The 24,391-nt window shown below is 50.0% G+C and carries 26 protein-coding genes and 1 pseudogene; 13 read left to right on the top strand and 14 right to left on the bottom strand.

The window, feature by feature from the left end:
* Positions 1-242: 242 nt before the first annotated feature.
* Positions 243-491, top strand: a complete 249-nt coding sequence (locus GUC46_RS14035; RefSeq protein WP_003030729.1) for a GlsB/YeaQ/YmgE family stress response membrane protein — start codon at positions 243-245, stop codon at positions 489-491.
* 49 nt (positions 492-540) lie between these two features.
* Here the strand turns inward: GUC46_RS14035 and yoaJ are convergent, their stop codons facing one another.
* Genes yoaJ through GUC46_RS14020 form a run of 3 tightly spaced genes read right to left on the bottom strand, consistent with a single transcriptional unit; the run spans position 541 to position 1,789 of the window.
* Entirely contained in the window at positions 541-615 is a 75-nt protein-coding gene (gene yoaJ, locus GUC46_RS14030) for a protein YoaJ (protein WP_099530266.1), read from the bottom strand.
* 2 nt (positions 616-617) lie between these two features.
* Entirely contained in the window at positions 618-716 is a 99-nt protein-coding gene (locus GUC46_RS14025) for a YoaK family small membrane protein (RefSeq protein WP_032941789.1), read from the bottom strand.
* Positions 717-763: 47 nt separating this feature from the next.
* On the bottom strand, positions 764-1,789 hold the full coding sequence (locus tag GUC46_RS14020) for a sensor domain-containing diguanylate cyclase (protein WP_032936130.1): 1,026 nt from the start codon (positions 1,787-1,789) through the stop codon (positions 764-766).
* Between the two features lie 186 nt (positions 1,790-1,975).
* Here GUC46_RS14020 and GUC46_RS14015 point away from each other — a divergent pair, with 186 nt between their 5' ends.
* Positions 1,976-2,224, top strand: coding sequence for a DUF333 domain-containing protein (locus GUC46_RS14015; RefSeq protein ID WP_003030725.1), 249 nt, complete (start codon positions 1,976-1,978; stop codon positions 2,222-2,224).
* 7 nt (positions 2,225-2,231) lie between these two features.
* On the opposite strand, the gene GUC46_RS14010 is transcribed toward GUC46_RS14015, so the two are convergent.
* On the bottom strand, positions 2,232-2,579 hold the full coding sequence (locus tag GUC46_RS14010; RefSeq protein WP_003030722.1) for a DUF488 domain-containing protein: 348 nt from the start codon (positions 2,577-2,579) through the stop codon (positions 2,232-2,234).
* A 177-nt stretch (positions 2,580-2,756) separates the two neighbouring features.
* On the opposite strand from GUC46_RS14010, the gene GUC46_RS14005 reads away from it, so the two are divergent.
* Positions 2,757-3,464 (top strand): CTP synthase, encoded by a 708-nt coding sequence (locus GUC46_RS14005; protein WP_102191113.1) that lies wholly within the window; start codon positions 2,757-2,759, stop codon positions 3,462-3,464.
* Positions 3,465-3,500: 36 nt separating this feature from the next.
* Here GUC46_RS14005 and GUC46_RS14000 read toward each other — a convergent pair whose 3' ends face one another.
* Entirely contained in the window at positions 3,501-4,688 is a 1,188-nt protein-coding gene (locus GUC46_RS14000; protein ID WP_003846669.1) for a CynX/NimT family MFS transporter, read from the bottom strand.
* Positions 4,689-4,787: 99 nt separating this feature from the next.
* Here GUC46_RS14000 and GUC46_RS13995 point away from each other — a divergent pair.
* Positions 4,788-5,580 (top strand): annotated as a pseudogene (locus GUC46_RS13995) (helix-turn-helix transcriptional regulator); the annotation flags it as partial.
* On the opposite strand, the gene GUC46_RS13990 reads toward GUC46_RS13995, so the two are convergent.
* The 3 genes from GUC46_RS13990 to dgcJ form a co-directional block, all read right to left on the bottom strand.
* Entirely contained in the window at positions 5,563-6,009 is a 447-nt protein-coding gene (locus tag GUC46_RS13990) for a DUF441 domain-containing protein (RefSeq protein ID WP_003832453.1), read from the bottom strand. The pseudogene GUC46_RS13995 and the gene GUC46_RS13990 overlap by 18 nt on opposite strands.
* Positions 6,010-6,147: 138 nt before the next feature.
* The gene (locus GUC46_RS13985) at positions 6,148-6,651 is read right to left on the bottom strand and encodes a YbaK/prolyl-tRNA synthetase associated domain-containing protein (RefSeq protein WP_121539929.1); all 504 of its coding nucleotides are present in this window, start codon (positions 6,649-6,651) and stop codon (positions 6,148-6,150) included.
* A 43-nt stretch (positions 6,652-6,694) separates the two neighbouring features.
* Positions 6,695-8,185, bottom strand: a complete 1,491-nt coding sequence (dgcJ, locus tag GUC46_RS13980) for a diguanylate cyclase DgcJ (protein ID WP_044712080.1) — start codon at positions 8,183-8,185, stop codon at positions 6,695-6,697.
* A 163-nt stretch (positions 8,186-8,348) separates the two neighbouring features.
* Here dgcJ and GUC46_RS13975 point away from each other — a divergent pair, with 163 nt between their 5' ends.
* Complete coding sequence (locus GUC46_RS13975) at positions 8,349-9,119, top strand: class I SAM-dependent methyltransferase (protein WP_003840870.1); 771 nt, start codon at positions 8,349-8,351, stop codon at positions 9,117-9,119.
* A 65-nt stretch (positions 9,120-9,184) separates the two neighbouring features.
* Here the strand turns inward: GUC46_RS13975 and GUC46_RS13970 are convergent, their stop codons facing one another.
* Complete coding sequence (locus GUC46_RS13970; RefSeq protein WP_003030708.1) at positions 9,185-10,468, bottom strand: YeaH/YhbH family protein; 1,284 nt, start codon at positions 10,466-10,468, stop codon at positions 9,185-9,187.
* 121 nt (positions 10,469-10,589) lie between these two features.
* On the bottom strand, positions 10,590-12,524 hold the full coding sequence (yeaG, locus tag GUC46_RS13965; RefSeq protein WP_003030707.1) for a protein kinase YeaG: 1,935 nt from the start codon (positions 12,522-12,524) through the stop codon (positions 10,590-10,592).
* A gap of 433 nt (positions 12,525-12,957) precedes the next feature.
* Here yeaG and GUC46_RS13960 point away from each other — a divergent pair, with 433 nt between their 5' ends.
* Complete coding sequence (locus GUC46_RS13960) at positions 12,958-13,704, top strand: MipA/OmpV family protein (RefSeq protein ID WP_003030706.1); 747 nt, start codon at positions 12,958-12,960, stop codon at positions 13,702-13,704.
* Positions 13,705-13,863: 159 nt separating this feature from the next.
* Positions 13,864-14,718, top strand: a complete 855-nt coding sequence (locus GUC46_RS13955) for an aldo/keto reductase (protein ID WP_003846662.1) — start codon at positions 13,864-13,866, stop codon at positions 14,716-14,718.
* Positions 14,719-14,914: 196 nt separating this feature from the next.
* Here GUC46_RS13955 and GUC46_RS13950 read toward each other — a convergent pair whose 3' ends face one another.
* Together GUC46_RS13950 and gapA are read right to left on the bottom strand one after the other, a co-directional pair.
* A complete protein-coding gene (locus tag GUC46_RS13950) occupies positions 14,915-15,799 on the bottom strand; it encodes a D-hexose-6-phosphate mutarotase (RefSeq protein ID WP_003846660.1) in 885 nt (294 codons plus the stop codon).
* A gap of 83 nt (positions 15,800-15,882) precedes the next feature.
* A complete protein-coding gene (gene gapA / locus GUC46_RS13945; protein ID WP_003030697.1) occupies positions 15,883-16,878 on the bottom strand; it encodes a glyceraldehyde-3-phosphate dehydrogenase in 996 nt (331 codons plus the stop codon).
* 341 nt (positions 16,879-17,219) lie between these two features.
* Between gapA and msrB the strand changes: the two genes are divergently transcribed.
* Together msrB and GUC46_RS13935 are read left to right on the top strand one after the other, a co-directional pair.
* Positions 17,220-17,633 (top strand): peptide-methionine (R)-S-oxide reductase MsrB, encoded by a 414-nt coding sequence (msrB, locus tag GUC46_RS13940; RefSeq protein ID WP_003030695.1) that lies wholly within the window; start codon positions 17,220-17,222, stop codon positions 17,631-17,633.
* 42 nt (positions 17,634-17,675) lie between these two features.
* Positions 17,676-17,951, top strand: coding sequence for a YeaC family protein (locus tag GUC46_RS13935; RefSeq protein WP_160180378.1), 276 nt, complete (start codon positions 17,676-17,678; stop codon positions 17,949-17,951).
* Between the two features lie 44 nt (positions 17,952-17,995).
* Here the strand turns inward: GUC46_RS13935 and yajD are convergent, their stop codons facing one another.
* The gene (yajD, locus tag GUC46_RS13930) at positions 17,996-18,340 is read right to left on the bottom strand and encodes an HNH nuclease YajD (RefSeq protein WP_016150104.1); all 345 of its coding nucleotides are present in this window, start codon (positions 18,338-18,340) and stop codon (positions 17,996-17,998) included.
* A gap of 94 nt (positions 18,341-18,434) precedes the next feature.
* The gene (locus GUC46_RS13925) at positions 18,435-19,688 is read right to left on the bottom strand and encodes a glycoside hydrolase family 18 protein (RefSeq protein WP_061549998.1); all 1,254 of its coding nucleotides are present in this window, start codon (positions 19,686-19,688) and stop codon (positions 18,435-18,437) included.
* Between the two features lie 296 nt (positions 19,689-19,984).
* Between GUC46_RS13925 and GUC46_RS13920 the strand changes: the two genes are divergently transcribed.
* From GUC46_RS13920 to GUC46_RS13905, 4 genes are read left to right on the top strand one after another with little or no spacing between them, the layout of a single operon-like run.
* Positions 19,985-21,061: a zinc-binding dehydrogenase gene (locus GUC46_RS13920; protein WP_130714734.1), complete on the top strand. Its 1,077-nt coding sequence runs from the start codon at positions 19,985-19,987 to the stop codon at positions 21,059-21,061.
* A 26-nt stretch (positions 21,062-21,087) separates the two neighbouring features.
* Positions 21,088-22,467, top strand: coding sequence for an MFS transporter (locus tag GUC46_RS13915; RefSeq protein ID WP_130714733.1), 1,380 nt, complete (start codon positions 21,088-21,090; stop codon positions 22,465-22,467).
* Positions 22,468-22,484: 17 nt separating this feature from the next.
* The gene (locus GUC46_RS13910) at positions 22,485-23,528 is read left to right on the top strand and encodes an NAD(P)-dependent alcohol dehydrogenase (RefSeq protein WP_003030683.1); all 1,044 of its coding nucleotides are present in this window, start codon (positions 22,485-22,487) and stop codon (positions 23,526-23,528) included.
* 24 nt (positions 23,529-23,552) lie between these two features.
* Positions 23,553-24,389 (top strand): ketose-bisphosphate aldolase, encoded by an 837-nt coding sequence (locus tag GUC46_RS13905; protein WP_048219048.1) that lies wholly within the window; start codon positions 23,553-23,555, stop codon positions 24,387-24,389.
* Positions 24,390-24,391: the final 2 nt, after the last annotated feature.

The following is a 24,391-nucleotide window of genomic DNA, read 5'->3' as shown; positions in this document are numbered from 1 at the left end:
AGTGAAAACCCAGTAATTGCAGGGACTGAGGGCGAATGAGTAAAGCAGAATGACTGACGATTCGACATTAATGACGAGCTACGTCAGGGAAAATGTCGCATCGAATGGTTTAACCTTATGAAAGATCAGAAAAAGATGAAAATAGCAGGTGATACCGATCACAAATTTTAATTTTTCAGCGCTATGCTATGCTTTTATACAACGAGCGAATCGTTAACTTAAAAACATAAGTGAGGGATATTATGGGCATTATTTCATGGGTGATTTTCGGTCTTATCGCTGGGATTTTGGCAAAATGGATTATGCCGGGTAAAGATGGCGGCGGATTCTTTATGACCATCATCTTAGGGGTTGTCGGTGCGGTAGTGGGTGGCTGGATCAGTACCTTCTTTGGTTTTGGTAAAGTTGATGGTTTCAACTTTGGCAGTTTTGTCGTAGCGGTTATCGGTGCGATTGTGGTGTTGTTTATCTATAGAAAAGTCAAAAGTTAAGTAAACATGCAGACAATAGAGGCCACTGATAAGTGGCCTTTTTCTTTGGTTACCACCACCCCAGTTCCGTGCCCAGAACCACGATGATAGCCACGCCAATCATAATAAGCGTTGTTTTTTTCATCGTTATGCTCCAGGCGCAGCGTAACCGCCAATAAAAAACCAGGATAAGAAAACGACAGCGGAAATGAAAATAATGACAGGGAAAATAATACCGAGTCGCATACGATTATCTACCAGAGTTATTTAAAGACGAGTCAGCATAGCAGGGGTTAATGTACGACAAAAGCGGTTTTATCCTGACGCTTTTTATCCTTGTACATTGCGCTGTCTGCGAGATGAAGCGCACAGTTTACATCAGTCTCCAGCGGATCAATTTCCACCACGCCCAGACTGGCACCAGGATAAAACAGATGAATATCGCCCAGGTGGTAGTCGCCGCAAATTTGCTGCTGCAACTGATGTTTCACCTGCTGCAGACGAACACGTTGCTCCCTGTCATCTTCCGGTGACAGGCGAGCGACTAAAAATTCGTCACCGCCCAGTCGACCGAGAATGTCATTATCACTACATTTACGCAGCAGGCGGTGCCCAATCTGGATCAGGAACTGGTCGCCAACCTCGTGGCCAAAGCGGTCATTGATCAATTTGAAATCATCCAAATCGATATAGGCGACAACTATCTTCTGCCTGAGGTGGCGGGCGAGCGAAAAAAGGGTCTCTACATTTTCAAAAATTGCGCGCCGATTCGGTAATCCGGTCAGGGCATCGGTGTAGGAGTGAGCAATCAGCGCAGCGTTCGCTTCACGTAACTGAGCAACCAGCGACTCTTTTTGAATAGACTGGGCGATTAGTCCGGCAAACAGATGCAACACCTGTTCACCACGTTCGCTTAACGCATGCTGGCGGCGACTGGTGGCGCAGAGCGTACCGTAAAACGTTCCGTCCGGAAGATGAACGGGAGTACTCAGAAAAGTGGTGATGTCCAGTGCGCGAGCGGTGGTACATTCCGGCCATCGTACGGGCACGTTGTCGCTGTACAGACAGTTTTCCTCAATAGCGCGTTTGCACAGCGTCTCATCCCACGGTACGGACAGCCCTTCGGGGATCTGCATTTGGCAGCTATTACGCGCATACAGAATATGCTGCAGACGGGCATCCAGATCGACCTTGGTCAAGTATGTAGATTCCATCTCAGTCACTACTTCCAGCATTTCCAGAAGTTGGCGTACCAGACTCTCAACTGACTGCTCCGTGGCTAAGGATTGTGAGACTCTGGCAAGGATCATGTCCGACATGAGGTGTAAATACTCCTGAGTGATGACAGGGCTGATGTGGGCGCATGATAGAACATCCGCGAGCAAGATGAAACACGCGTTCCTGGCTGAAATGTAATCATAAAATTGAAATTAGAACGTAAAACATGGAGATAGAAGGGAAGTCGGGGTAACCTGCCGGAATAATACTTTTAAACAGGAGTAGAGATGAAACTTGCGTCTATTATTTTGCCCGGCTTGCTGGTGCTGGCGGGGTGTACCACGCAGCCTGATGCCCCTAAACCACCAAAAATCGGCATGGCGAATCCGGCATCGGTGTATTGCGAACAAAAGGGCGGTACGCTGGTTGCGGTGCAGACTCCGCAAGGCGTAAGGTCAGACTGCAAACTACCCGGTGGGGAAGTGATTGATGAATGGGCGCTCTGGCGTAGAGATCATCCGACAACGGGCAAGTGATACGCGGTCAGCATTGACGTAGCCACTCAGCGAGCACCAGCGCGTGGTTTTGCTGGGTATTTTTCGCCGCATACAGTAGCGTTAAGGTTTGCTGTCGGGCAATCTCTGCGAGGCGCTTTCCTTCTTGCTGCTGTTGAGCCAGTTCAGCGCGATATTGCTCAGAAAAATGCGAGAAATCAATCAACTCTGCGTGGAATGCCTTACGTAAATCAGATGACGGGGTAAGTGCTTTATTCCATTCGTTGAAAATAAGATCGCTCTTTTTCACCCCGCGAGGCCATAACCGGTCGACCAACACGCGGTAACCATCGCTTTTTTCTGCCGGGTCATACACACGTTTGCACTGAATATTCATCTCTTCATCCGCTCCATTAAGCTATCGCTATTACGGTTAAATAAGATCGTAAAACGTGACCATTATAGCATTCCGCCAGCCCTGACTCCCAATTTAAGGGATTGTGATACCAACAAAAAATCGGTAGGCTGAGGCTCCTTATAGTGTCCCTCATTGTCTGGACATAAGGAAAGTTTAATGGAAATTTCCCCGATTAAAGATACGCTTCGCATTGCGCTGGTGGGCGATTACAACCCCGATATTGTGGCGCATCAGGCTATTCCTCTTGCCATTGATGATGCCGCTGCCGTCCTGGAATTAGTGGCTGATTATGACTGGCTAACCACATCTGATATCAGCAGCAGTGAGGACCTGGTAGGTTATGATGCCATTTGGGTCGTTCCAGGCAGTCCTTATCGCCACCTGGAAGGGGCGCTGATCGCGATACGCTATGCGCGTGAAAACAGCATCCCATTCCTGGGTACCTGTGGCGGCTTTCAACATGCCATTCTGGAGTATGCCCGCAACGTGCTGGGCTGGATCGACGCCGCCCACGCGGAGACGGACACCACGGGTCGGATGGTGATAACACCGTTGACCTGCTCGCTGGTAGAAAAAACGGATGATATTGAGCTTCGGGCCAATACGCTGATTGCCAAAGCCTACGGACGGGATGTTATCTCGGAGGGATATCACTGCAACTACGGCGTATCGGAAGATTTTGCCGCTGAGCTGGAGCGCGGCGATCTCCGTGTGACCGGTTGGGATGAGGCTGGTGATATTCGTGCCATTGAGCTGGTGACACATCCATTTTATGTCGGCACGCTCTTTCAGCATGAACGCGGAGCGCTGGCGGGAAAACCCGTACCTCTGGTTCAGGCGATGCTGCGCGCCGCGCGCGGATAAATATTGGGCAGGTTGTCCGCGAACCTGCCCTCTGCATTATGCGCTCGCGATCTCCCGATTGCGCCCCGCGCACAAACCAAACACCGCCATCAGCATCGCTAACACGGCGACACCCGTTAATGGAATCAGCCAACTACCGTTGAGGTCGTGAATTTTCCCCATCAGCGGTGGCCCGCAGGCGGCCAGTAAATATCCGACAGACTGTGCCATGCCGGAGAGCGCTGCAGCCTGATGCGCTGAGCTTGCGCGCAGGCCAATAAAGGTTAAGCCGAGGATCATCGTCGCGCCTGAGCCAAAGCCAAACAGGATGGTCCATAGCAATGCCTGTTCGGGCATTATGGCGAATCCCGCCGCGCCGACAGCGCACATTAACGAAACCAGAGCGGCGATGGCGCGCTGATCCTTAAATCTGTTCAGGACGAGAGGGATCAATATTCCCGGCGCGGCAGTCGCCAGCTGCAGTAAACCATGCAACGAACCGGCCTGAGATTCACTGTAGCCATGGCTAATTAAAATGGCGGGTAGCCAGCCGATGATGACGTAATAGACAAGGGAGTTGATCCCCAGAAACAGCGTTACTTGCCAGGCGAGGCCAGAGCGCCAGATCGCGCGGGAATGCAAGGCGCGCGAGTTACTCAGGCTGGCATGAGCAGTCTGGCGGCATTGGGGCAACCAGATAATCAGCGCCAGCAGCGGGAAGGCCATCAGCACCATCAACGCACCGCGCCAGCCAAATCCATTTAGTGCCAATGGAACCACAATTGCCGAGCCCAGTGCCGCCGCCGCGCCCATGGTCAGCGAGTATGCGCCAGTGAGTTTCGCCACATGCTGGGAAAAATCACGCTTAATCAATCCGGGTAACAGCACATTTCCCAACGCGATTCCGCAACCAATGATGGCGGTACCGCTAAACAGGAACCCTGAGGAAGGCAGCGAACGAATCGCAATACCTACGCAAATCAACAGCATCGCGGCAAACAGGCTACGTTCGATGCCCCAGCGGCGCGCAACGGCGGCAGCCAGGGGTGATACCAGCGCGAAGGCCAGCAGCGGCAGGGTAGTCAGAAGTCCAGTCTGGGCGGTACTCAAACCGTAGTCGGCGCGAATGGCATCCAGCAACGGGGCTGCGCCGGTAAAGGTGACGCGCAGTGTGGTGGCAATCATCAGGATCCCCGCGATCAGCAACGCTGCATTTTTGCCACGGGAGGAAGGTGTAGTAATCATTTTTTTCTCATATCGTCAGGCGAGGCGATACTTTAGCGTTTTTACACTATGGATGAATCAAGCTAAAATGACAGATTATCGCTAAAATAGGACATTCTTATGTTGGGGCTGAGACTGGATGGATATGAGCCCGATTTGCACCACGATGCGGCGGTCGCATTTTGTATTCAGGCTCGGGAAGATGAACTTTTCAGTCCGCTGCATCAGCATCGTAAGGGACAGTTGATCCTGGCGCTGCATGGTGCGATCACCTGTGAAGTTGAAAATGCTATGTGGATGGTGCCTCCGCAATATGCTGTGTGGATCCCTGGCGAAATTCCACACAGCAACCACGTTACCGTGGGCGCGCAATTGTGTTTTCTGTTTATTGAGCCGCAGGCTGTCGTGATGCCTGAACGTTGCTGCACGCTGAAAATCGCCCCGTTATGTAGGGAACTCATTCTGGCGCTGGCGTCCAAATCGGATGCTCAGCGACTGGAGCCGGCAACCCAGCGGCTGACGCAAGTGTTGTTTGATGAACTCCCGCAGCAACCACAGGAGCAGATGCAGTTACCGGTTTCCGATCACCCGAAAATTCGCAGAATGGTCGCAACGATGGCGAAAGAGCCAGCACAATGGCAGACGTTGGGACAATGGGCCAGCGTATTTGCGATGAGTGAACGTAACCTTGCTCGTCTGGTCGTCAAAGAAACGGGGTTGAGTTTTCGCCGTTGGCGTCACCAGCTCCAGCTGATTCTGGCGCTGCAGGCGTTGATCGATGGCCGCAATGTACAACAGGTCGCGCAAATGCTCGGGTACGATTCGACCACGGCATTTATCACTATGTTCAAAAAAGGCCTGGGGCAGACGCCAGGCCGTTATCTGAACGGGCTGGCTACTGCTTCCCAACAATCAACGAGACCAGGCCTGCCGCAATAAGCGGCCCCACCGGCACACCGCGAAACAGCGCCACGCCCAGTACCGTGCCCACCAGTAATCCGGCAACAAGCTGGGGCTGACTGCCCATGAGCGTAACGCCGCGTCCGCCGAGCCATGAGACAAATACCCCGACGGCAATAGCGACCAGTGATTTCCAGTTTACAAAGGAGTGGATGAGCGTGGAGGGCGGTAGCGTTCCGCTGGCGATCGGTGCCATGACACCAATGGTCAGAATGATAATCCCGACGGTCAGACCCTGTTTTTCAATCCAGGGGAAGAAAGTATTCAGAGGGGTAACACGGACAATGATCAGCACCAGAATTGAAACAGCGACAGTGGTGTTGTGGCTGACAAAGCCCAGAGCTGCCAGTCCGAGGAGGATCAGCAGAGTGACATCAAACATCGTAGTTTCCTTGCCAAAAGAAAAAATAAGCCTGCTTACTGTACGCGTAAATGCGTGACGGAACAGGCTTTTTTTAATGATTATGATTTTTTTTGGGCTAAAGCACGATGCGACGTTTTTTACTGCTAACGCAGACCATTATTGTTCGCGGCGGAAAAGGATTAATTCAGGTTGCGCGATACGCAGGTAATCTGCGGTATCCATGATCACGGATTTTTCCAGCAACCCGGCATTAAACGCAATTTCATGAAAACGCTCAAACAGTAGCGGATCAGCGACCAGCTTGAGGTTAGGATGAAAACTGAACGGTGGGATAGCGCCAAATACGCAGCCTGTCAGTTCATCTACCTCCGCCGGGCTGGCAAGAGAGGCTCTCAACCCGCCAATATGGCTGGCTAACCGGCTCAGGTCGGCCTGCTGATCGGCAGAGAGGATCGCCAGGACATGCTGATTGACGCCGTTGCCTTTTACTTTGCAGACCAGCGCTTTTGCTCCCTGGCCCAGTGCGGTACCACGAATTTCAGAAACTGCCTCACATTTGCCGACGGCTTCATGGCTTACCACGCGGTACGTTGCGCCTTGCTCTGACAACAGCGAAATTAAACGCTGATGCGTTGCGTTACCTTTGTTCACTTCCGTCATGACTTACTCCTGGTACGACAATGAAAATCCTGCAGAAAAATAATCACGCACCGGCGTGTTTTTTCTGTTTGTTCAGATAGAGCTGTGCATCAGATGCTTTGTAAGCATCATCAATAGTGTCGTTCGGCTGCATATTGTAAACCCCGGCAGAGAAGCTGATGGATATATCATGCGCAATAATTTGTAAGTTATAGCGAATTCTCTCCAGCAGGCGGGGCGTTAAATCACTGGGGTGGTCGATGAGGATAATACAAAACTCATCGCCGCCGAGGCGGATGGCGTAGTCGCTTTTGCGAATAGAGCTTTGAATGGCTTTGGCCAGATGGGTGATAATCCGATCGCCTTCTTTATGCCCTAACGTGTCATTGATGACTTTCAGTTTATCGCAGTCGATGGCGATAAAGGTGACGAGCGTTCCCGTGTTCACCAACTGTTGCAAACGCTGCTCAAGCGCCGGCGTTAAAATTTTACGGTTGTAGAGCCCGGTCATCGCATCACTGACATTTTCCCGCGTGACGTTGTGATACAACCGAAAATGCGTTCTGACCATATTCAGCAGTAATATCGTTGCCAGTAAATAGAATGCGAATATCTTCCAGGACGAGACAATAAAATACATAACATCGAGTGAGAGTGTGATGCGTATACCACCGGGTATGTCCTTCTCATAGTCAACATAGCGGAACAGATCGGTTTCACTTTTATGAACGAGAATCTCTTTACTGGAGCTGGTATCCGAGACCGTTACGTTAAGATAGCGCCAGACGAGAGGGCGGTCGCTGGTATAGAAAATATTCTGTAAATTCTCTTTATTAATATCTACCATCACCACACCTTTTAACTTACCGGTGTAGTAGACCGGTGTTAAAAAGCTCATCACTTTTTTCTCGGTCAGGTTATCTTCATAAATACTGGAAATCACCGTGCGGCCGGTGAAAATACCATCAATATCATTCTGGTCGATTCCCAGCGTACCTTTTTGCAAAAACGACCAGTTGTGTATCGCAAATTTCCGCGAGTCGATCAAATCATAGAAATAGACGTAGTTATTTTTGAGATCGACGTAATATCGAAATTTATACTCTAACGTCCCTAATCCCTGACCGTAATCTTTCTGCTGACGATTAACATTGACCGCCCGGTCAAAAGAAGGCAGCAGAAAAATGTCATCAAGCTGTTCACTACATTTTGTTGAGGTGGTCTGCAACGTACCGTGCAATGGCAGATAGTTGTGCTTAGTAAGGTTGAGCCCATGAGCGCCGTTAACGCTGTCGAAAGCGGTGCAAAGTGCTTTTTGCTGTTCGAGAGAGGCTGGCTCATGGGGGGACGAAAATGTGCGCATCAGATGGGCTGCGATGCTCTGATTTGTGTACTTATCATAGAGGAACGATGAGTCGGCTTTCTCATTGATATAGCGCATGTACGCATTCATTGCTTTATCGCTGGCAATGAGCTCATAAACCAAAAAAGAAGACGTCAAAACAATTACGCTGACGGAGATAAAGAGCCTGAGCGCTTTATGATGCAATTTCATAATGATTTACAGCCCTGTAAGTCTGATAGTTCAGTCTATCACACGGCATACATCCGCTCTAACGCTACGGGCAAGGACATTTTGTAATAAAAATCATTCGCGCGCTTCACCTTTAACTCTTAATGTTGTATTTATAATGCAACTTATAAAAGGAGACAGGCCAATGAGCGCGACTGAAAAAGCGGGTCATACATTTTTAGCCAGCCTGGGCAAAACCCGTCTGCGTCCGGGCGGCGTTGAAGCAACAGAATGGTTGTTTAGCCAGTCACAGCTGACGCCCGGCAGCCAGGTGCTTGAAGTGGCGTGCAACATGGCCACGACGGCGATAGAGTTAGTTCAACGCTTTGGTTGTACGGTCTACGCTATCGATATGGATAAAACCGCGCTGTCTAATGCCAGAAATAATGTGGCAGCAAATGGGCTGGAAAATCACATCCATGTGATGGCTGCGAATGCCAGTACCCTGCCTTTTGCGGATAACAGTTTTGATGTTGTGATTAACGAAGCCATGCTGACAATGTATGCCGATAAAGCGAAGGCGAAGTTAATTGCCGAATATTATCGTGTGTTGAAGCCCGGTGGGCGCCTGCTCACCCACGATATTATGTTCACCGCCCAAAAACTGGGCGCGGGCGAACAGGGCCAGCTTGTCGATGTGGTGAAATCAAACGTTAGCCCAATGACCAGACAAGGCTGGCGTGATTTGTTTCTTAACTCCGGGTTCGAACAGGTCTTGCAGCAGAATGGCAACATGTCGCTGATGTCACCGCGCGGATTAATTCGTGATGAAGGGCTTACAGGGGCAGTTAAAATTGTGTTTAACGGCTTACGCACGAGCGAAAATCGTCGTCGGTTCCTGAAAATGTTTCGCTTCTTCCGTTCGCAACGTCATCAGCTAAACTACATTGCCTGCTGCTCTGTTAAGGGAAAATAAAAACAGGATGGGGCACTGTTTATAAAATCAGTCAGCACATCTACGCGCTGACTGATTTGTTTAGATTAATTGTTACTGGTCGTACTTTGCTTATGAAACAGTTCGCGAAATACCGGGTAAATATCATCCTGGTCGCGGATATGCTGCATCGCAAAGTTATCAAAGGTTGATTGCAGATGTTCGTATTCACGCCATAAGGTTTGGTGGGCGCGGCGAGTGATTTCGATATAGCTGTAATAGCGTACCACTGGCAGTAGCTTTTTCGCCAAAATCTCATGACACAGCGGTGAATCATCTGCCCAGTTATCACCGTCCGATGCCTGTGCAGCATAGATGTTCCACTGGGCAGGGTTGTAGCGATCTTTCACCACTTCATCCATTAACTTCAGCGCACTGGAGACAATGGTTCCCCCGGTTTCCTGAGAGTAGAAGAACTCATGTTCATCCACTTCTTTCGCCTGGGTATGGTGGCGAATATAAACCACCTCCACGTTCTTATAGGTCCGGCTTAAGAACAGATACAGCAGGATATAAAAACGTTTAGCCATATCTTTGGTCGACTGATCCATCGAACCAGAGACGTCCATCAGGCAGAACATCACCGCCTGGCTGGAAGGGTCGGGGCGTTTTTCATAATTTTTGTAGCGTAAATCAAAGGTGTCGATAAATGGCACGCGTTCGATTTTTGCCCGCAGTTCGGCAATCTCTTTGCGTAACCGTTCCTCTTCCAGCAACTGCGCTGGTTCGCTTTTCGCGATGGTTTCCAGATCCGCTTCGAGAGCATGCAGTTCGCGACGCTTACCCGCTGTCATCGCCGTACGGCGCGCCAGTGAGTTTTGCAGGGATCGCACCACGCTAATGTTGGCAGGCACACCGTTAGAGGTAAAACCTGCCCGGTGTGTTTTATACTCCGTTAACTGACGCTGCTGATTCTGCTTCAGGTTAGGAAGTGCTAAATCTTCGAACAACAGATCAAGATATTCATCTTTAGAGATCTGAAAGACGAACTCATCCTGACCCTCACCATCCTGGCTGGCCTGGCCTTGTCCACTTCCTGAGCCGCCACCGCCGCCCTGTGGGCGTTCAATGCGGTCATTCTGCACAAAATGGTCGTTACCCGGATGTACGCGATGGCGCAGGCCACCACGTCCCTGATGAAACATTGGTTCGCTAATATCATCAGTCGGAATAGAGACAGATTCGCCGCTATCCACATCAGTCACCGAACGCTTGTTAATGGCCTCGGAGATCGACTGTTTAATTTGCGATTTATAACGGCGTAAGAAGCGCTGGCGGTTTACCGTGCTCTTGTTTTTGCCGTTAAGACGCCGGTCAATAAACCAGGTCATAAGCCCCCCGTACTGCCAACTGTTCGCCATGTCTGTAAGTGCCGGATGGCGCTGTCGCTATCCGGCCTACGGAACATTGTTTTGCAAGCCCGGTAAGCGCATGCGCCACCGGGCACTTATGTTAAGACGATTTACGTACGCGCAAATACCATTCGCACAGTAAACGCACCTGTTTACGCGTGTAGCCTTTTTCCATCATACGGTCGACAAAATCGTCGTGTTTTTTCTGCTCGTCAGTCGAGGTTTTAGCATTGAACGAAATGACCGGCAGCAGCTCCTCGGTATTGGAGAACATTTTCTTCTCAATAACCGTGCGTAGTTTTTCGTAACTGGTCCAGTTTGGATTGCGACCGCTGTTATTCGCTCTGGCACGCAGAACAAAGTTGACGATCTCGTTACGGAAATCTTTCGGGTTACTGATACCCGCCGGCTTCTCAATTTTCTCCAGTTCTGAGTTCAGTGACTCGCGATCAAACAGCTGACCGGTATCTGGATCGCGATACTCCTGATCCTGAATCCAGAAATCCGCATAAGTGACATAACGGTCGAAAATGTTCTGTCCGTATTCGGAATAGGATTCGAGATAAGCTGTCTGGATCTCCTTGCCGATGAATTCAGCATATTTCGGGATCAGATAGCCTTTCAGGAACTCAAGATAACGCTCAGCTTGCTCCTGCGGGAACTGTTCACGCTCGATTTGCTGCTCCAGTACGTAGAACAGATGAACCGGGTTAGCTGCCACTTCGGCATGGTCAAAGTTAAAGACGCGAGAGAGGATCTTAAACGCGAAACGCGTGGACAGACCGTTCATTCCCTCATCAACCCCGGCGTAATCCCGATACTCCTGATAGGATTTCGCTTTTGGATCGGTATCTTTCAGGCTTTCGCCATCGTAAACGCGCATCTTCGAGTAAATGCTCGAGTTCTCAGGTTCTTTCAGGCGAGAAAGAATGGTAAAGCGAGAGAGCGTTTCCAACGTGCCCGGTGCGCAAGGCGCATGGGTCAGCTCACTGTGGTTAAGCAGTTTTTCGTAAATTTTGATCTCTTCAGAGATCCGCAGGCAATAAGGCACTTTGACGATGTAAACACGGTCAAGGAACGCCTCATTGTTTTTGTTATTACGGAACGTTACCCATTCAGACTCGTTCGAGTGGGCAAGAATAATCCCGTTAAACGGCAGGGCGGAGATACCTTCTGTCCCGTTGTAGTTTCCTTCCTGGGTGGCGGTCAGCAGAGGATGCAGCACTTTAATCGGTGCTTTAAACATCTCAACGAACTCCATAATCCCCTGGTTTGAGCGGCACAGTGCGCCCGAATAACCGTAGGCATCAGGATCGTTCTGGGCGTGGTGTTCGAGTTTACGAATATCCACTTTCCCGACCAGCGCAGAAATATCCTGGTTGTTTTCATCACCAGGCTCCGTTTTAGCGATTGCGATCTGCTCCAGAATAGACGGCCAGACTTTGACGACGCGGAATTTTGTAATGTCCCCGCCAAAATCATGCAGACGTTTAGCAGCCCACGGCGACATGATCGTACCGAGATAACGACGCGGGATCCCATACTCTTTTTCCAGGATCTGCGCGTCTTCCTGCGGATTAAACAGGCATAACGGATGATCGTTGACCGGGCTACGTTCGCCATTGGCGCTCAGGACATAAATCGGTACTCGTTGCATCAGCGACTTCAGCCGCTCAGCAAGAGATGATTTCCCCCCTCCCACAGGCCCCAGCAGATACAGAATCTGCTTCTTCTCTTCCAGACCTTGAGCCGCATGCTTCAAATAAGAAACAATCTGCTCAATGGCGTCTTCCATGCCGTAAAACTCTTCAAAAGCGGGATAGCGTGCAATTACCCGATTCGAAAAGAGTCGAGAAAGTCGAGGTTCATGGGCAGTGTCAACCATGACAGGCTCACCAATAGCCATTAATAGCCGCTCTGCCGCGTTGGCATAAGCACTGCGATCTTGCCGACAAGTGGTAAGAAACTCCTGCAGCGTGAACTCTTCGTCCTTGGCAGCTTCATAACGCTGGCGATAGTGATCGAATATATTCATGGTATGCCGTCCTTTCGTTTTTTAGCACATGTTAAGAGCCGTTCATATGAATAGTAGAGGCCCCTGAAGAGGTAAACTGAACGACGTCGCTGCTGAAGAAATAAGCAACTCTCATGCCATTTTAGTGGTCAGGAGATCAACGTATTCGGTGATACACCTTCTAAAATTAAGCGTAGATGGCATTTGCAAAACTTGCCTGTGTGCGCAAATGAATTTCAATGGCATATCAATAACTCATCAGCAAAAAAAGCACATCTTATGTAAAGAATTGGAGCGGGATTCATGCGGTGTTCACCGTGCTGCAAGCAAAATGTCATCACTCGCTGAGAAATTAGGGGGTTACATTCTGGGGTGAATACGTAAAATAGTTGGGCTGAAGCGTATTGGCGGTTACACTTTGACCGCTACACATTTGAATAAGGAATTATGGATTGTGACCAAACTCAAACTTCTGGCACTTGGCGTCCTTGCCGCAACCGCAGTTAGCACCGCACAGGCGGAAAGTCAGTGGACTGTTGGCGCGGGTGTTGGTGTGATTAATAGCCCGTACAAACAGTATGACCGCGATGTTTACCCTGTTCCGGTTGTCACCTATGAAGGCGATAATGTGTGGTTCCGCGGCTTGGGTGGCGGTTACTATTTGTGGAATGATACGGCAGATAAGCTTTCCATCATGGCGTACTATGATCCGACGCATTTCAAGCCGGGTGATAGCGATAGCCATGCTTTACGCCAACTCGACAAGCGTAAAAGCAGCTTGATGGCTGGTCTATCATATGTACATAACACCCAGTATGGTTTCCTGCGTACCGCACTGGCGGGTGATACCCTGGATAACAGCAACGGCTTTATCTGGGATCTGGCCTGGCTCTACCGTTACACCAATGGTGGTCTGACCCTGACGCCGGGTATCGGTGTGCAGTACAGCAGCGAAAACTACAACGACTACTATTATGGTGTGTCCAATCACGAGTCTCGCCGCAGTGGTCTGAATAGCTACAACGCTGACGATGGATGGGATCCGTACCTGGAGTTGACCGCGAGCTATAACTTCCTTGGCAACTGGAACGTGTACGGCACTGGCCGTTATGTGCGTTTGAGTGATGAAGTGAAAGACAGCCCGATGGTCGATAAGTCCTGGTCTGGCATCTTCTCGGTAGGTGTGACCTACAAGTTCTGATACTACTCGGTGTCAAACACTAGCCCGCATCTCTGCGGGCTTTTTTACGTCATTAAATTTAAGACAACCCCCAGATCATGATGGTGCAATTTGTGCACCCTAACAGGACACATGCACGTTGTTTTGCTTTACTGTGGTGCATTAACACAGGAGGGTGCGATGACAGCGAAACAGGTGACGTTTACAAACCAGGTATCGCTTCCTGCTATTGGGCAGGGAACATGGTACATGGGCGAGGATCCAAGCCGACGCCGGGATGAAGTGTCTGCGCTGCAGGCCGGACTGGATCTCGGCCTGCGATTGATTGATACCGCAGAAATGTACGCTGATGGTGCAGCGGAAGAGGTGGTGGGTGAAGCATTAACGGGACGGCGTGATAGCGCTTTTTTAGTCTCGAAAGTTTACCCATGGAATGCCGGTGGAGAGAAAGCCATTGCCGCCTGCGAAGCCAGCCTGCGTCGACTGAAAACTGATTATCTGGATCTCTATTTGCTGCACTGGATGGGCGATTTTTCATTTGCAGAGACCGTCGATGCCATGGAAACACTGATTGCGCAAGGGAAAATCCGCCGTTGGGGCGTCTCAAATCTCGATTATGATGATATGCAGGCGTTATGGCAGGTACCCGGTGGACGGGAGTGTGCGACTAACCAGGTGCTTTATCATTTAGCCTCGCGCGGTATTGAATATGATTTACTGCCGTGGTGCCAGCAGCAGCAGATGCCGGTTATGGCATACAGTCCGCTGGCCCAGGCGGGACGCCTGCGTGGCGATTTGCTTTCTAATTCCGTGGTGAATGACATTGCGCGCGTGCACAATGTTAGTGCTGCGCAGATTTTGCTGGCGTGGGTGATTCGTCAGTCGGGTGTAATAGCAATTCCGAAAGCCGCAAGCGTAGCGCATGTCGAACAAAATGCCGCCGCGCTGCAGATAACGCTCTCTGTAGATGAGCTGAAGCAGTTAGATAAGGCGTATCCGGCGCCAAAAGGTAAAACAGCGCTGGATATGGCCTGATTTGCCAAATGACGATGCTCACGCAGCTTATCAGGCCAACGGCTGCGTGTGGTTTGCATGCCGGATAAGGCGTTAGCCGCATCCGGCATGTTGCACTGATTTACCTGATGGCGCTGCGCTTATCAGGCCTACGACTGCGTGTGTTTGTAGGCCGGATAAGGCGTTAGCCGCATCCGGCATGTTGTGCAGAGTTGTCTTAGCGTTTAGCAACACGAATAGTCTGCGCGAGGCGAGATGGTTTTTCTTCGGTGGTTTTCTGCGGAGCGGTCGCGTAAGCCGTTTCTACACAAACAAACGTTTTGTAGCCATCATCCGGCATGTCACCCATACTGACGGACAGCGCCGGGCCAGGGTTCCAGCCCACGACATTCAGGTGGTGGTGGTGGACAACGTCGATATTGCGATTCAACGCATCATCATGAATCACGCTGCACGCTTCCGGATTCAGATAGACACGATCGGTGCGGTCCGGGAAGGTCTGGATACCATCAGCCAGCACATCTTCTTTAGCATCATTCACTTTATCGATCAGGCGATCGCCGAGACCACTAACTTTCACTGCCGCAATGTCACCAACGTTGAAATAGGTATGCAGTGCCGAGGTGGTTTCAAACTCACCGTGAGCTTCCAGCTCCATCTCACAGGTGGCTCCCACTTTGAAACGGGCCAGCAGGCAAAACTCGTGCGGCCAAAGCTGACGCGTTTCGGCATTGCTCTGCAGTTCAAACGTCAACACCACGCCATTGTCGTCTTCGTTGTGCGCTTTCAGCGTCCATGGCAAGTTACGGGCAAAACCATGCGAAGGCAGGCCCTGCTGAGCAGCCGGACCAAACCACGGCCAGCAAATTGGTACGCCGCCACGCAGCGCTACGCCGGTTTTAAACGGGGTATTGTTGCTTAACCACAGGACTTCCTCTTCGCCGTTTGGTTTCCAGGAAAGAAGATGTGCGCCCTGTAGCGCGAAAGACGCTTTAACCTGGGGGTGATCGACAACAAGAACCTCAAGCTCATCAAGCTGACGGCGGGAGAGGACAGGGGTAAGCTGTTCAATGACCGGGAGAGCGAAAATTTTGTTAATCATGATGCAATCCTTGGTATGTGAATATTTTGGTCATAAAAAAAGGCGACCGAAGTCGCCTTTTTGGATCAGATACTCATCTCAACTTATTTGGAGATGTGAGCAATCAGGTCCAGAACTTTGTTAGAGTAGCCGGTTTCGTTGTCGTACCAGGATACCAGTTTCACGAAGTTGTCGTTCAGTGCGATACCAGCTTTAGCATCGAACACGGAAGTGCAAACTTCACCGTTGAAATCGGTAGATACTACGTCGTCTTCGGTGTAACCCAGAACGCCTTTCATCGGGCCTTCGGAAGCAGCTTTGATTGCTTTCTTAATTTCTTCGTAAGAAGCAGCTTTTTCCAGACGAACGGTCAGGTCAACAACGGATACGTTCGGGGTAGGAACGCGGAACGCCATACCAGTCAGTTTGCCGTTCAGTTCTGGCAGTACTTTACCTACAGCTTTAGCAGCACCGGTAGAGGACGGGATGATGTTCTGGGATGCGCCGCGGCCGCCGCGCCAGTCTTTGTGAGACGGGCCATCAACGGTTTTCTGAGTAGCGGTGGTCGCGTGAACAGTAGTCATCAGACCTTCGATGATGCCGAAGTTGTCGTTGATAACTTTAGCCAGCGGAGCCAGGCAGTTAGTGGTGCAGGATGCGTTAGAAACGATGTCCTGACCTTCGTATTTGTCAAAGTTAGCGCCTTTAACAAACATCGGAGTGTTATCTTTGGACGGACCAGTCAGAACCACTTTTTTCGCGCCAGCAGTGATGTGCTTACGAGCGGTTTCATCTGTCAGGAACAGGCCAGTAGCTTCAGCTACTACGTCAACACCAACTTCGTCCCATTTCAGGTTAGCCGGATCACGTTCAGCGGTAACACGGATTTTTTTACCGTTTACGATCAGATGACCGTCTTTCACTTCAACGGTACCGTTGAAACGGCCGTGAGTGGAGTCATATTTCAGCATGTAAGCCATGTAGTCAGCGTCTAACAGGTCGTTGATTGCAACGATCTCGATGTCAGAGCGTTCTTGAGCAGCACGGAAAACAATGCGACCGATACGGCCAAAACCGTTGATACCTACTTTGATAGTCATATATTCCACCAGCTATTTGTTAGTGAATAAAAGGTTGCCTGTAAAATTACAAAAACCTTACGCAGCGTCAAGCGGAATCGTGTCAATCATTGCGACAAATCAATCTGCTGCCTAAGCTTTGCGCAACTGACTCGCCTCACTCTTCCTTTGGGCTTGAAACCACATGGGGTCGGCGGCCCGAATTTTAAAGGGCAATCAAGATAAAAACGTGATTTTGATCACGAATTGCAGGCTGCCATTTCGCAAGGATCAAGTTTAGAACAAAAGTTCGCACTCCGGTGTTAATGTTTTGTTAGAATCTGTCTCGCGATGTGAGTTTAGATAAAGCGAGATGTGAGCAAATGGCTAATCAACCTTCTCCAGAAGAACTGAAAAAAAATTTAACCGAAATGCAGTTCTACGTGACGCAGAATCACGGGACAGAACCGCCATTTACCGGGCGTTTGCTGCATAACAAGCGTGACGGCATCTACCACTGTCTGATCTGCGATAAACCGCTATTTCGTTCCGAGACAAAATATGACTCTGGCTGCGGCTGGCCCAGCTTTTACGAGCCTGTCAGCGATGAGGCTATCCATTACATAAAAGATACGTCACACGGCATGCAGCGCATAGAAATCCGCTGCGGAAACTGTGATGCGCACCTGGGACACGTCTTCCCGGATGGTCCGAAACCTACCGGTGAACGGTACTGCGTTAACTCAGCGTCTTTGAACTTCACCGATAGTGAAAACGGTGAGCAAACCAAGGGTTGAAGAAACGATTCAGCAAATTATTCTACGGAGAGTGGATTTAACATGAATCTTGATGAGATGATCAACAGTATGACGCCGGAAGTTTATCAGCGCTTATCGACTGCCGTTGAGCTCGGAAAATGGCCGGATGGGGTAGCGCTAACAGCAGAACAAAAAGAGAATAGCTTACAGTTGGTGATGTTATGGCAGGCGCGTAACAATATTGACGCGCAGCATATGACGGTTGATACCAACGGTGAGATGGTGATGAAGAGCAAGCAGCAGTTGAAGGTTGAGTTTGGTATTACGCCCGAACCGATTGCGACGTTTAAATCCTGATTAACCTGGCCCGGCAAACATCGGTGTCGGGCCCGCAGTTGCTGTTATTTCTTGTTCATCATCGCCTTCAGGTCGGCAAACGGATTGTATTTCGCCTCGCCGACGTCTCTCTGCGCATCTTCCCCTGCCACTACGGTAGAACCATACTGATCCACCTCAGTGTATTTCGAATGCTCATGATCGTGACAGTACAGGCATAACATCTCCCAGTTGCTACCGTCTTCCGGGTTATTGGAGTGATCGTGATCGATGTGATGTACTGTCAGCTCGCGCAAATTTGAATACACGAACTCACGGGAACAACGTCCACAAACCCAAGGGAAGAGCTTTAGCGCCTTTTCCCGATATCCGACTTCCAGACGGGCGTAATTTTTAGGGATAAAAGCCATAAAAGCGCATGCCTCCAGTAGAAAATGAAGAGCTGCGCCAAAGGTTGACGCAGCAGAATGGGCTAATCATAACCTATTGTGCCAGGCGTTGGGATCAGTGTTTGATGCCTAACGAATCGGCTAACTGCTTCGCCAACTGGTTTTGGTCATCTGCACCGTATTCCCAGAACATGGCGCCTCCCAATCCTTTACTTTTGATGTAGTCGGCTTTGATCGCCACCGAACGCGGATTTTCATAGGAGAGGGCAAAAAGTGCTTTTCCATCTGCAGACTGCACCGACAGCCACGGCACTTTCGCTTCATCATCCCAATGTTGGCTAAAGCGTTTTTGCGGATCGTTGATCAACTTCGCCACGATATCGTTGTACTTCACGTAGGTATCTTTGCTCAGGTCGACGCCCAGTGATTTGAACAACTCAATTTGCGCAGGCTCGAAATAGGGCTGGGTAACAGGATTTTTCTGCGCGTCAGGTTTGCTCCAGTCAATGCCTGGTTCAACGGCGCGTTTTGGTACGCGTCCATAAAAGCCAATGCCCAGATTCATTTGGCTCGGTTTCAGACCGGCAGCAAGATAGTTACTGACCACAAAATCGGCGCTGTACTTATCCGCCGCGGCGACCGTCGGCCATTGCGTCGAATCATACAGGTTCGAGTTAAAATACTGGGTGCCGTAAGCCATGTCATAGGTCATCAGGTTGATGTAGTCGAGCGATGGTGCAATGGCTTTTACATCTACCCAGCTTTTCGGACTTTCTGCATTTGCGCCCACGGCGATGGTCAGCAGCTTTTTATGCCCCAATGCGGCCCGCAGTTCTGTTAGCAGCGCGGTAAAGTTAGCGCGGTCAGCCGGTTGGCTTTCGACCAGTCCCCAGGCGCCGTTAACCGGATATTCCCAGTCGAGATCGATGCCATCCAGACCATATTTCGCAATTATCTCTTGCGCAGACTGAATAAACACTGCGCGCGTATCCTTCGTTGCCGCCGCACCAGAGAATCCACGCGCTCCCCAGCCGCCGACGGAAAGTAACACTTTCAGGTTTGGATTTTGTTTACGCAGCTGTGGGATTTTCAGCAAATCATCCTGCACTTTCTGTGAAAGCCAAATTTGATGCAGTTTGCTGGCGTCTTTTAAGGCGTCATTGGTCTCGTCTTTTTCGTTGTTGTAGACAAGGCCAAACGAATAGTTGAGATGGGTTATCTGGCGAACATCCAGTTTATTGATGTCGCCGCCAGGACCGGCAGTGACGTCGCCACCGCCATTAAAGTAGCCAACTGACATCAGTGAACTGGCGGAAACAACGCTGGCGCAGAGCAGGGGTAATGCTGCCAACAAAGGCAATAGTTTCATCGGTGTTCCTCTTTGACATTTAAACAAGTAAACACGCCACGGAAATGGCGTGGCGAAAAAAAAAGCATCCGCAGGTTAACAGTTTCATAACAGGAAAAATGCGAAGGGGTTCACGCCATTTTAGCGAAGCGGCTGCCAGGTTCACTTGGTTTTCAATTCATCTTTGCATTTATTTGTGATCTTGGTTGTGAAATGCAGATAATAATCTGTGTTTCAAAGATTTGATGTTGACCTCAAAAATTATATGGATAAGTATGATTGTCACTGATGCAAAACTGAACACAAAGGAAAATTCAATGAAAGCACTGGCAAGATTTGGCAAGGCCTTTGGCGGCTATAAGATGATTGATGTACCGGAACCGGTTTGTGGCTCGGATGACATCGTGATTGAAATCAAAGCGGCGGCTATCTGCGGCGCGGACATGAAACACTACAATGTTGATAGCGGTTCTGATCAATTTAACTCCATCCGCGGCCATGAGTTCGCCGGTAAAATTGTCCGCGTTGGCGACAAAGTTAAGGACTGGAAAGTCGGTCAGCGGGTGGTTTCTGACAATAGTGGACATGTCTGCGGTGTTTGCCCGGCCTGCGAACAGGGCGATTTTCTGTGTTGTACAGAAAAAGTGAACTTAGGTCTCGACAATAACACATGGGGCGGAGGGTTCTCTAAATATTGCCTGGTGCCGGGGGAAATCCTCAAAATTCACCGCCATGCGCTGTGGGAAATCCCACAAGGCGTTGATTATGAAGAAGCGGCGGTGCTGGATCCTATCTGTAACGCCTACAAATCTATTGCTCAGCAATCCAAATTCCTTCCCGGCCAGGACGTCGTGGTTTTCGGCACCGGCCCATTAGGGCTCTTTTCCGTGCAAATGGCGCGTATCATGGGGGCCGTAAATATCGTAATGGTCGGGCTGGAAGAGGACGTTGCCGTACGCTTCCCGATCGCCAAAGAGCTGGGGGCGACAGCTGTCGTTAACGGTTCGACCGAAGATGTGGTTGCACGCTGCCAGGAAATCTGCGGTAAAGACAATCTGGGGCTAGTCATTGAATGCTCTGGTGCCAATATCGCTCTGAAACAATCGATCGAAATGCTGCGCCCGAATGGTGAAGTCGTTCGCGTCGGCATGGGCTTTAAACCTCTCGATTTCTCCATCAACGACATCACCGCGTGGAACAAAAGCATCATTGGTCATATGGCCTACGATTCTACATCCTGGCGCAACGCCATACGCCTGCTGGCCAGCGGAGCGATCAAGGTCAAACCGATGATCACTCACCGTATCGGCCTGTCGCAATGGCGCGAAGGATTTGACGCCATGGTCAATAAAACCGCGATTAAAGTCATCATGACTTACGACTTTGATGAATAACATGTTTTTTAAAAGGACGTTATCGCATGGAACAAATAGCAAAACCGCACTGCGGCGCCAGACTGGACAGGCTACCTGACTGTCGCTGGCATACGTCAATGTTTGCGATAGTTGCCTTCGGATTACTGGTTTGCTGGAGTAATGCCGTCGGCGGATTAATTCTCGCGCAGTTAAAAGAACTTGGCTGGACTGATAATTCCACCACCGCCACGTTCTCTGCCATTACGACGGCTGGAATGTTTCTCGGCGCGCTCGGTGGGGGAATTATTGGCGATAAAATCGGGCGTAAAAACGCATTTATTCTATATGAAGCGATTCATATTATTTCTATGATCGTGGGTGCGTTTTCACCCAATATGACCTTTCTGATCGCCTGCCGTTTTGTAATGGGAGTTGGATTAGGCGCGCTGTTAGTGACCTTATTTGCCGGGTTTACCGAATATATGCCTGGCAGAAATCGTGGTACATGGTCGAGTCGGGTCTCGTTTATCGGCAACTGGTCTTATCCACTCTGTTCGCTGATTGCGATGGGGCTGACGCCACTTATCAGCGCGGAATGGAACTGGCGTGTACAGTTGTTGATTCCTGCGGTGCTGTCGCTCATAGCAACGGTTATTGCCTGGCGCAGTTTCCCTGAGTCGCCTCGCTGGCTGGAGTCTCGCGGGCGCTACCAGGAAGCCGAAAAGGTGATGCGGGCAATTGAGGAAGGTGTCATTCGACAGACCGGTAGGCCGCTGCCACCAGTCGTAATAGATGATGATGGCAAACAACCGTGTTCTGTTCCGTACTCCGCATTATTAACAGGGGTGTTACTGAAGCGGGTTATTTTGGGTTCCTTTGTTCTGATTGCCATGAACGTCGTCCAGTACACCTTAATTAATTGGCTACCGACAATATTTATGACGCAGGGCATTAATCTGAAAGACTCCATTGTCTTAAATACCATGAGTATGTTCGGCGCGCCGTTTGGGATTTTTATCGCCATGCTGGTAATGGATAAAATTCCGAGAAAGACCATGGGTGTAGGGTTATTAGTGTTAATTGCCGTGCTGGGATATATCTATTCACTGCAAACCAGCATGCTGCTGATTACGCTAATTGGTTTCTTCCTGATTACTTTTGTCTATATGTACGTTTGCTATGCCTCGGCAGTCTATGTTCCGGAAATATGGCCAACCGAAGCGAAACTCCGCGGTTCTGGTCTGGCGAATGCAGTAGGGCGTATCAGTGGTATCGCTGCGCCTTATGCGGTCGCGGTATTGCTTAACGGTTATGGAGTGACGGGTGTATTTGTACTGCTGGGGGCGGTCTCCATTATTGTCGCTGTCGCCATTGCTACCATCGGAATTGAAACCAAAGGCGTCTCTGTCGAAAGTCTCGGTATTGATGCAGTTACCAGCAAATAATATTGATGGGAAATAAAATGAAAAATTCAAAAGCGATATTAAAAACGCCGGGCACGATGAAAATTATTGCCGCCGATATCCCGGTGCCAAAAGAGCACGAAGTGCTGATTAAAGTGGAATACGTTGGAATTTGTGGGTCAGATGTTCATGGTTTTGAATCGGGTCCTTTTATTCCGCCGAAAGATCCCAATCAGGAAATTGGTCTGGGGCATGAATGCGCCGGTACGGTGGTGGCAGTAGGGAACCGTGTGACTAAATTTAAACCCGGCGACCGGGTGAATATCGAACCGGGCGTGCCGTGCGGTCACTGCCGCTACTGCCTGGAAGGGAAATACAACATCTGCCCTGATGTTGACTTTATGGCCACGCAGCCTAATTATCGCGGCGCGCTAACCCACTATCTGTGCCATCCGGAGAGCTTCACTTACAAGTTGCCCGATAATATGGACACCATGGAAGGCGCGCTGGTAGAGCCCGCGGCGGTAGGGATGCATGCCGCAATGCTGGCGGACGTTAAACCGGGCAAGAAAATCGTCATTCTGGGGGCGGGCTGTATTGGTTTAATGACCCTGCAAGCCTGTAAATGTTTGGGTGCTACCGACATTGCGGTGGTTGATGTCCTGGAAAAGCGTCTGACCATGGCCGAGCAACTTGGCGCGACGACCGTGATCAACGGGGCGAAAGAGGACACCGTTGTCCGCTGCCAGCAGTTCTCCGGAGATATGGGGGCCGATATTGTTTTTGAAACCGCAGGTTCAGCGATCACTGTTAAGCAGGCTCCATATCTGGTAATGCGCGGCGGGAAAATCATGATCGTGGGTACTGTACCTGGTGATTCAGCGATTAATTTCCTCAAAATTAACCGTGAAGTGTCTATTCAGACCGTTTTCCGTTATGCCAACCGCTACCCGGTCACGATTGAAGCCATCTCCTCAGGGCGTTTTGATGTGAAGTCGATGGTGACGCATATTTACGATTATGAAGATGTTCAGCGCGCGTTTGATGAATCCGTTAATAACAAATGTGAAATTATCAAAGGCGTTATTAAAGTAAATTATTAATCTATTGAAAAGGGAGAAATAACCATGCTGGCAGATATTAAATATTGGGAAAATGATGCTCAAAATAAACATTATGCGATTGCCCACTTTAACGTGTGGAATGCGGAAATGCTAATGGGAGTGATTGATGCGGCGGAAGAATCTAAATCGCCGGTAATTATCTCCTTCGGTACCGGCTTTGTGGGTAATACCTCGTTTGAAGATTTTTCGCATATGATGGTTTCTATGGCGAAAAAAGCCTCGGTGCCGGTTATTACCCACTGGGATCACGGACGCAGCATGGAGATAATCCATAACGCATGGGCCCACGGCATGAATTCACTGATGCGTGATGCTTCCGCTTTTGATTTCGAGGAGAATATTCGCCTGACCAAAGAGGCGGTCGATTTCTTCCACCCGCTGGGTATTCCCATCGAAGCAGAGCTGGGCCATGTGGGTAATGAAACGGTCTACGAAGAGGCGCTGGCGGGTTATCACTACACTGACCCAAGCCAGGCGGCTGAGTTTGTCGAGCGTACCGGCTGTGACTCGCTGGCGGTAGCGATTGGTAACCAGCACGGCGTCTACACCTCCGAACCGAAACTGAACTTTGACGTGGTTAAACGAGTGCGTCAGGCGGTATCCGTTCCGCTGGTGCTGCACGGCGCGTCCGGCATTAGCGACGCGGATATCAAAAAAGCCATTTCATTAGGCATTTCGAAAATCAATATTCACACCGAACTGTGCCAGGCCGCAATGGTGGCGGTGCAGGAGAACCAGGACCAGCCGTTCCTGCACGTTGAACGTGAAGTACGTAAAGCCGTAAAAGAGCGCGCGCTGGAGAAAATCAAATTGTTTGGTTCAGACGGTAAAGCGGAATGACA

It is taken from the genome of Citrobacter sp. LUTT5 (assembly GCF_009905315.1).
GTDB classification, from domain to species: domain Bacteria; phylum Pseudomonadota; class Gammaproteobacteria; order Enterobacterales; family Enterobacteriaceae; genus Citrobacter; species Citrobacter freundii.
The sequence above is the reverse complement of the archived record's forward strand: the minus strand, read 5'-3'. Positions and strand labels throughout refer to the sequence as shown.

What these genes read in the sequence shown, in the direction of transcription:
- GUC46_RS13910 (WP_003030683.1), top strand. Translation starts at nt 22,485, where the DNA reads ATGAAAAATTCAAAAGCGATATTAAAAACGCCGGGCACGATGAAAATT.
- GUC46_RS14010 (WP_003030722.1), bottom strand. Translation starts at nt 2,579, where the DNA reads ATGAATATTCAGTGCAAACGTGTGTATGACCCGGCAGAAAAAAGCGAT.
- GUC46_RS13970 (WP_003030708.1), bottom strand. Translation starts at nt 10,468, where the DNA reads ATGACCTGGTTTATTGACCGGCGTCTTAACGGCAAAAACAAGAGCACG.
- GUC46_RS14000 (WP_003846669.1), bottom strand. Translation starts at nt 4,688, where the DNA reads ATGATTACTACACCTTCCTCCCGTGGCAAAAATGCAGCGTTGCTGATC.
- GUC46_RS13920 (WP_130714734.1), top strand. Translation starts at nt 19,985, where the DNA reads ATGAAAGCACTGGCAAGATTTGGCAAGGCCTTTGGCGGCTATAAGATG.
- GUC46_RS14005 (WP_102191113.1), top strand. Translation starts at nt 2,757, where the DNA reads ATGGAAATTTCCCCGATTAAAGATACGCTTCGCATTGCGCTGGTGGGC.
- gapA (WP_003030697.1), bottom strand. Translation starts at nt 16,878, where the DNA reads ATGACTATCAAAGTAGGTATCAACGGTTTTGGCCGTATCGGTCGCATT.
- GUC46_RS14020 (WP_032936130.1), bottom strand. Translation starts at nt 1,789, where the DNA reads ATGTCGGACATGATCCTTGCCAGAGTCTCACAATCCTTAGCCACGGAG.
- GUC46_RS13905 (WP_048219048.1), top strand. Translation starts at nt 23,553, where the DNA reads ATGCTGGCAGATATTAAATATTGGGAAAATGATGCTCAAAATAAACAT.
- GUC46_RS14025 (WP_032941789.1), bottom strand. Translation starts at nt 716, where the DNA reads ATGCGACTCGGTATTATTTTCCCTGTCATTATTTTCATTTCCGCTGTC.
- dgcJ (WP_044712080.1), bottom strand. Translation starts at nt 8,185, where the DNA reads ATGAAATTGCATCATAAAGCGCTCAGGCTCTTTATCTCCGTCAGCGTA.
- GUC46_RS14035 (WP_003030729.1), top strand. Translation starts at nt 243, where the DNA reads ATGGGCATTATTTCATGGGTGATTTTCGGTCTTATCGCTGGGATTTTG.
- GUC46_RS13925 (WP_061549998.1), bottom strand. Translation starts at nt 19,688, where the DNA reads ATGAAACTATTGCCTTTGTTGGCAGCATTACCCCTGCTCTGCGCCAGC.
- GUC46_RS13935 (WP_160180378.1), top strand. Translation starts at nt 17,676, where the DNA reads ATGAATCTTGATGAGATGATCAACAGTATGACGCCGGAAGTTTATCAG.
- GUC46_RS13985 (WP_121539929.1), bottom strand. Translation starts at nt 6,651, where the DNA reads ATGACGGAAGTGAACAAAGGTAACGCAACGCATCAGCGTTTAATTTCG.
- GUC46_RS13975 (WP_003840870.1), top strand. Translation starts at nt 8,349, where the DNA reads ATGAGCGCGACTGAAAAAGCGGGTCATACATTTTTAGCCAGCCTGGGC.
- GUC46_RS14015 (WP_003030725.1), top strand. Translation starts at nt 1,976, where the DNA reads ATGAAACTTGCGTCTATTATTTTGCCCGGCTTGCTGGTGCTGGCGGGG.
- msrB (WP_003030695.1), top strand. Translation starts at nt 17,220, where the DNA reads ATGGCTAATCAACCTTCTCCAGAAGAACTGAAAAAAAATTTAACCGAA.
- yeaG (WP_003030707.1), bottom strand. Translation starts at nt 12,524, where the DNA reads ATGAATATATTCGATCACTATCGCCAGCGTTATGAAGCTGCCAAGGAC.
- GUC46_RS13950 (WP_003846660.1), bottom strand. Translation starts at nt 15,799, where the DNA reads ATGATTAACAAAATTTTCGCTCTCCCGGTCATTGAACAGCTTACCCCT.
- GUC46_RS13955 (WP_003846662.1), top strand. Translation starts at nt 13,864, where the DNA reads ATGACAGCGAAACAGGTGACGTTTACAAACCAGGTATCGCTTCCTGCT.
- GUC46_RS13990 (WP_003832453.1), bottom strand. Translation starts at nt 6,009, where the DNA reads ATGTTTGATGTCACTCTGCTGATCCTCCTCGGACTGGCAGCTCTGGGC.
- yajD (WP_016150104.1), bottom strand. Translation starts at nt 18,340, where the DNA reads ATGGCTTTTATCCCTAAAAATTACGCCCGTCTGGAAGTCGGATATCGG.
- GUC46_RS13915 (WP_130714733.1), top strand. Translation starts at nt 21,088, where the DNA reads ATGGAACAAATAGCAAAACCGCACTGCGGCGCCAGACTGGACAGGCTA.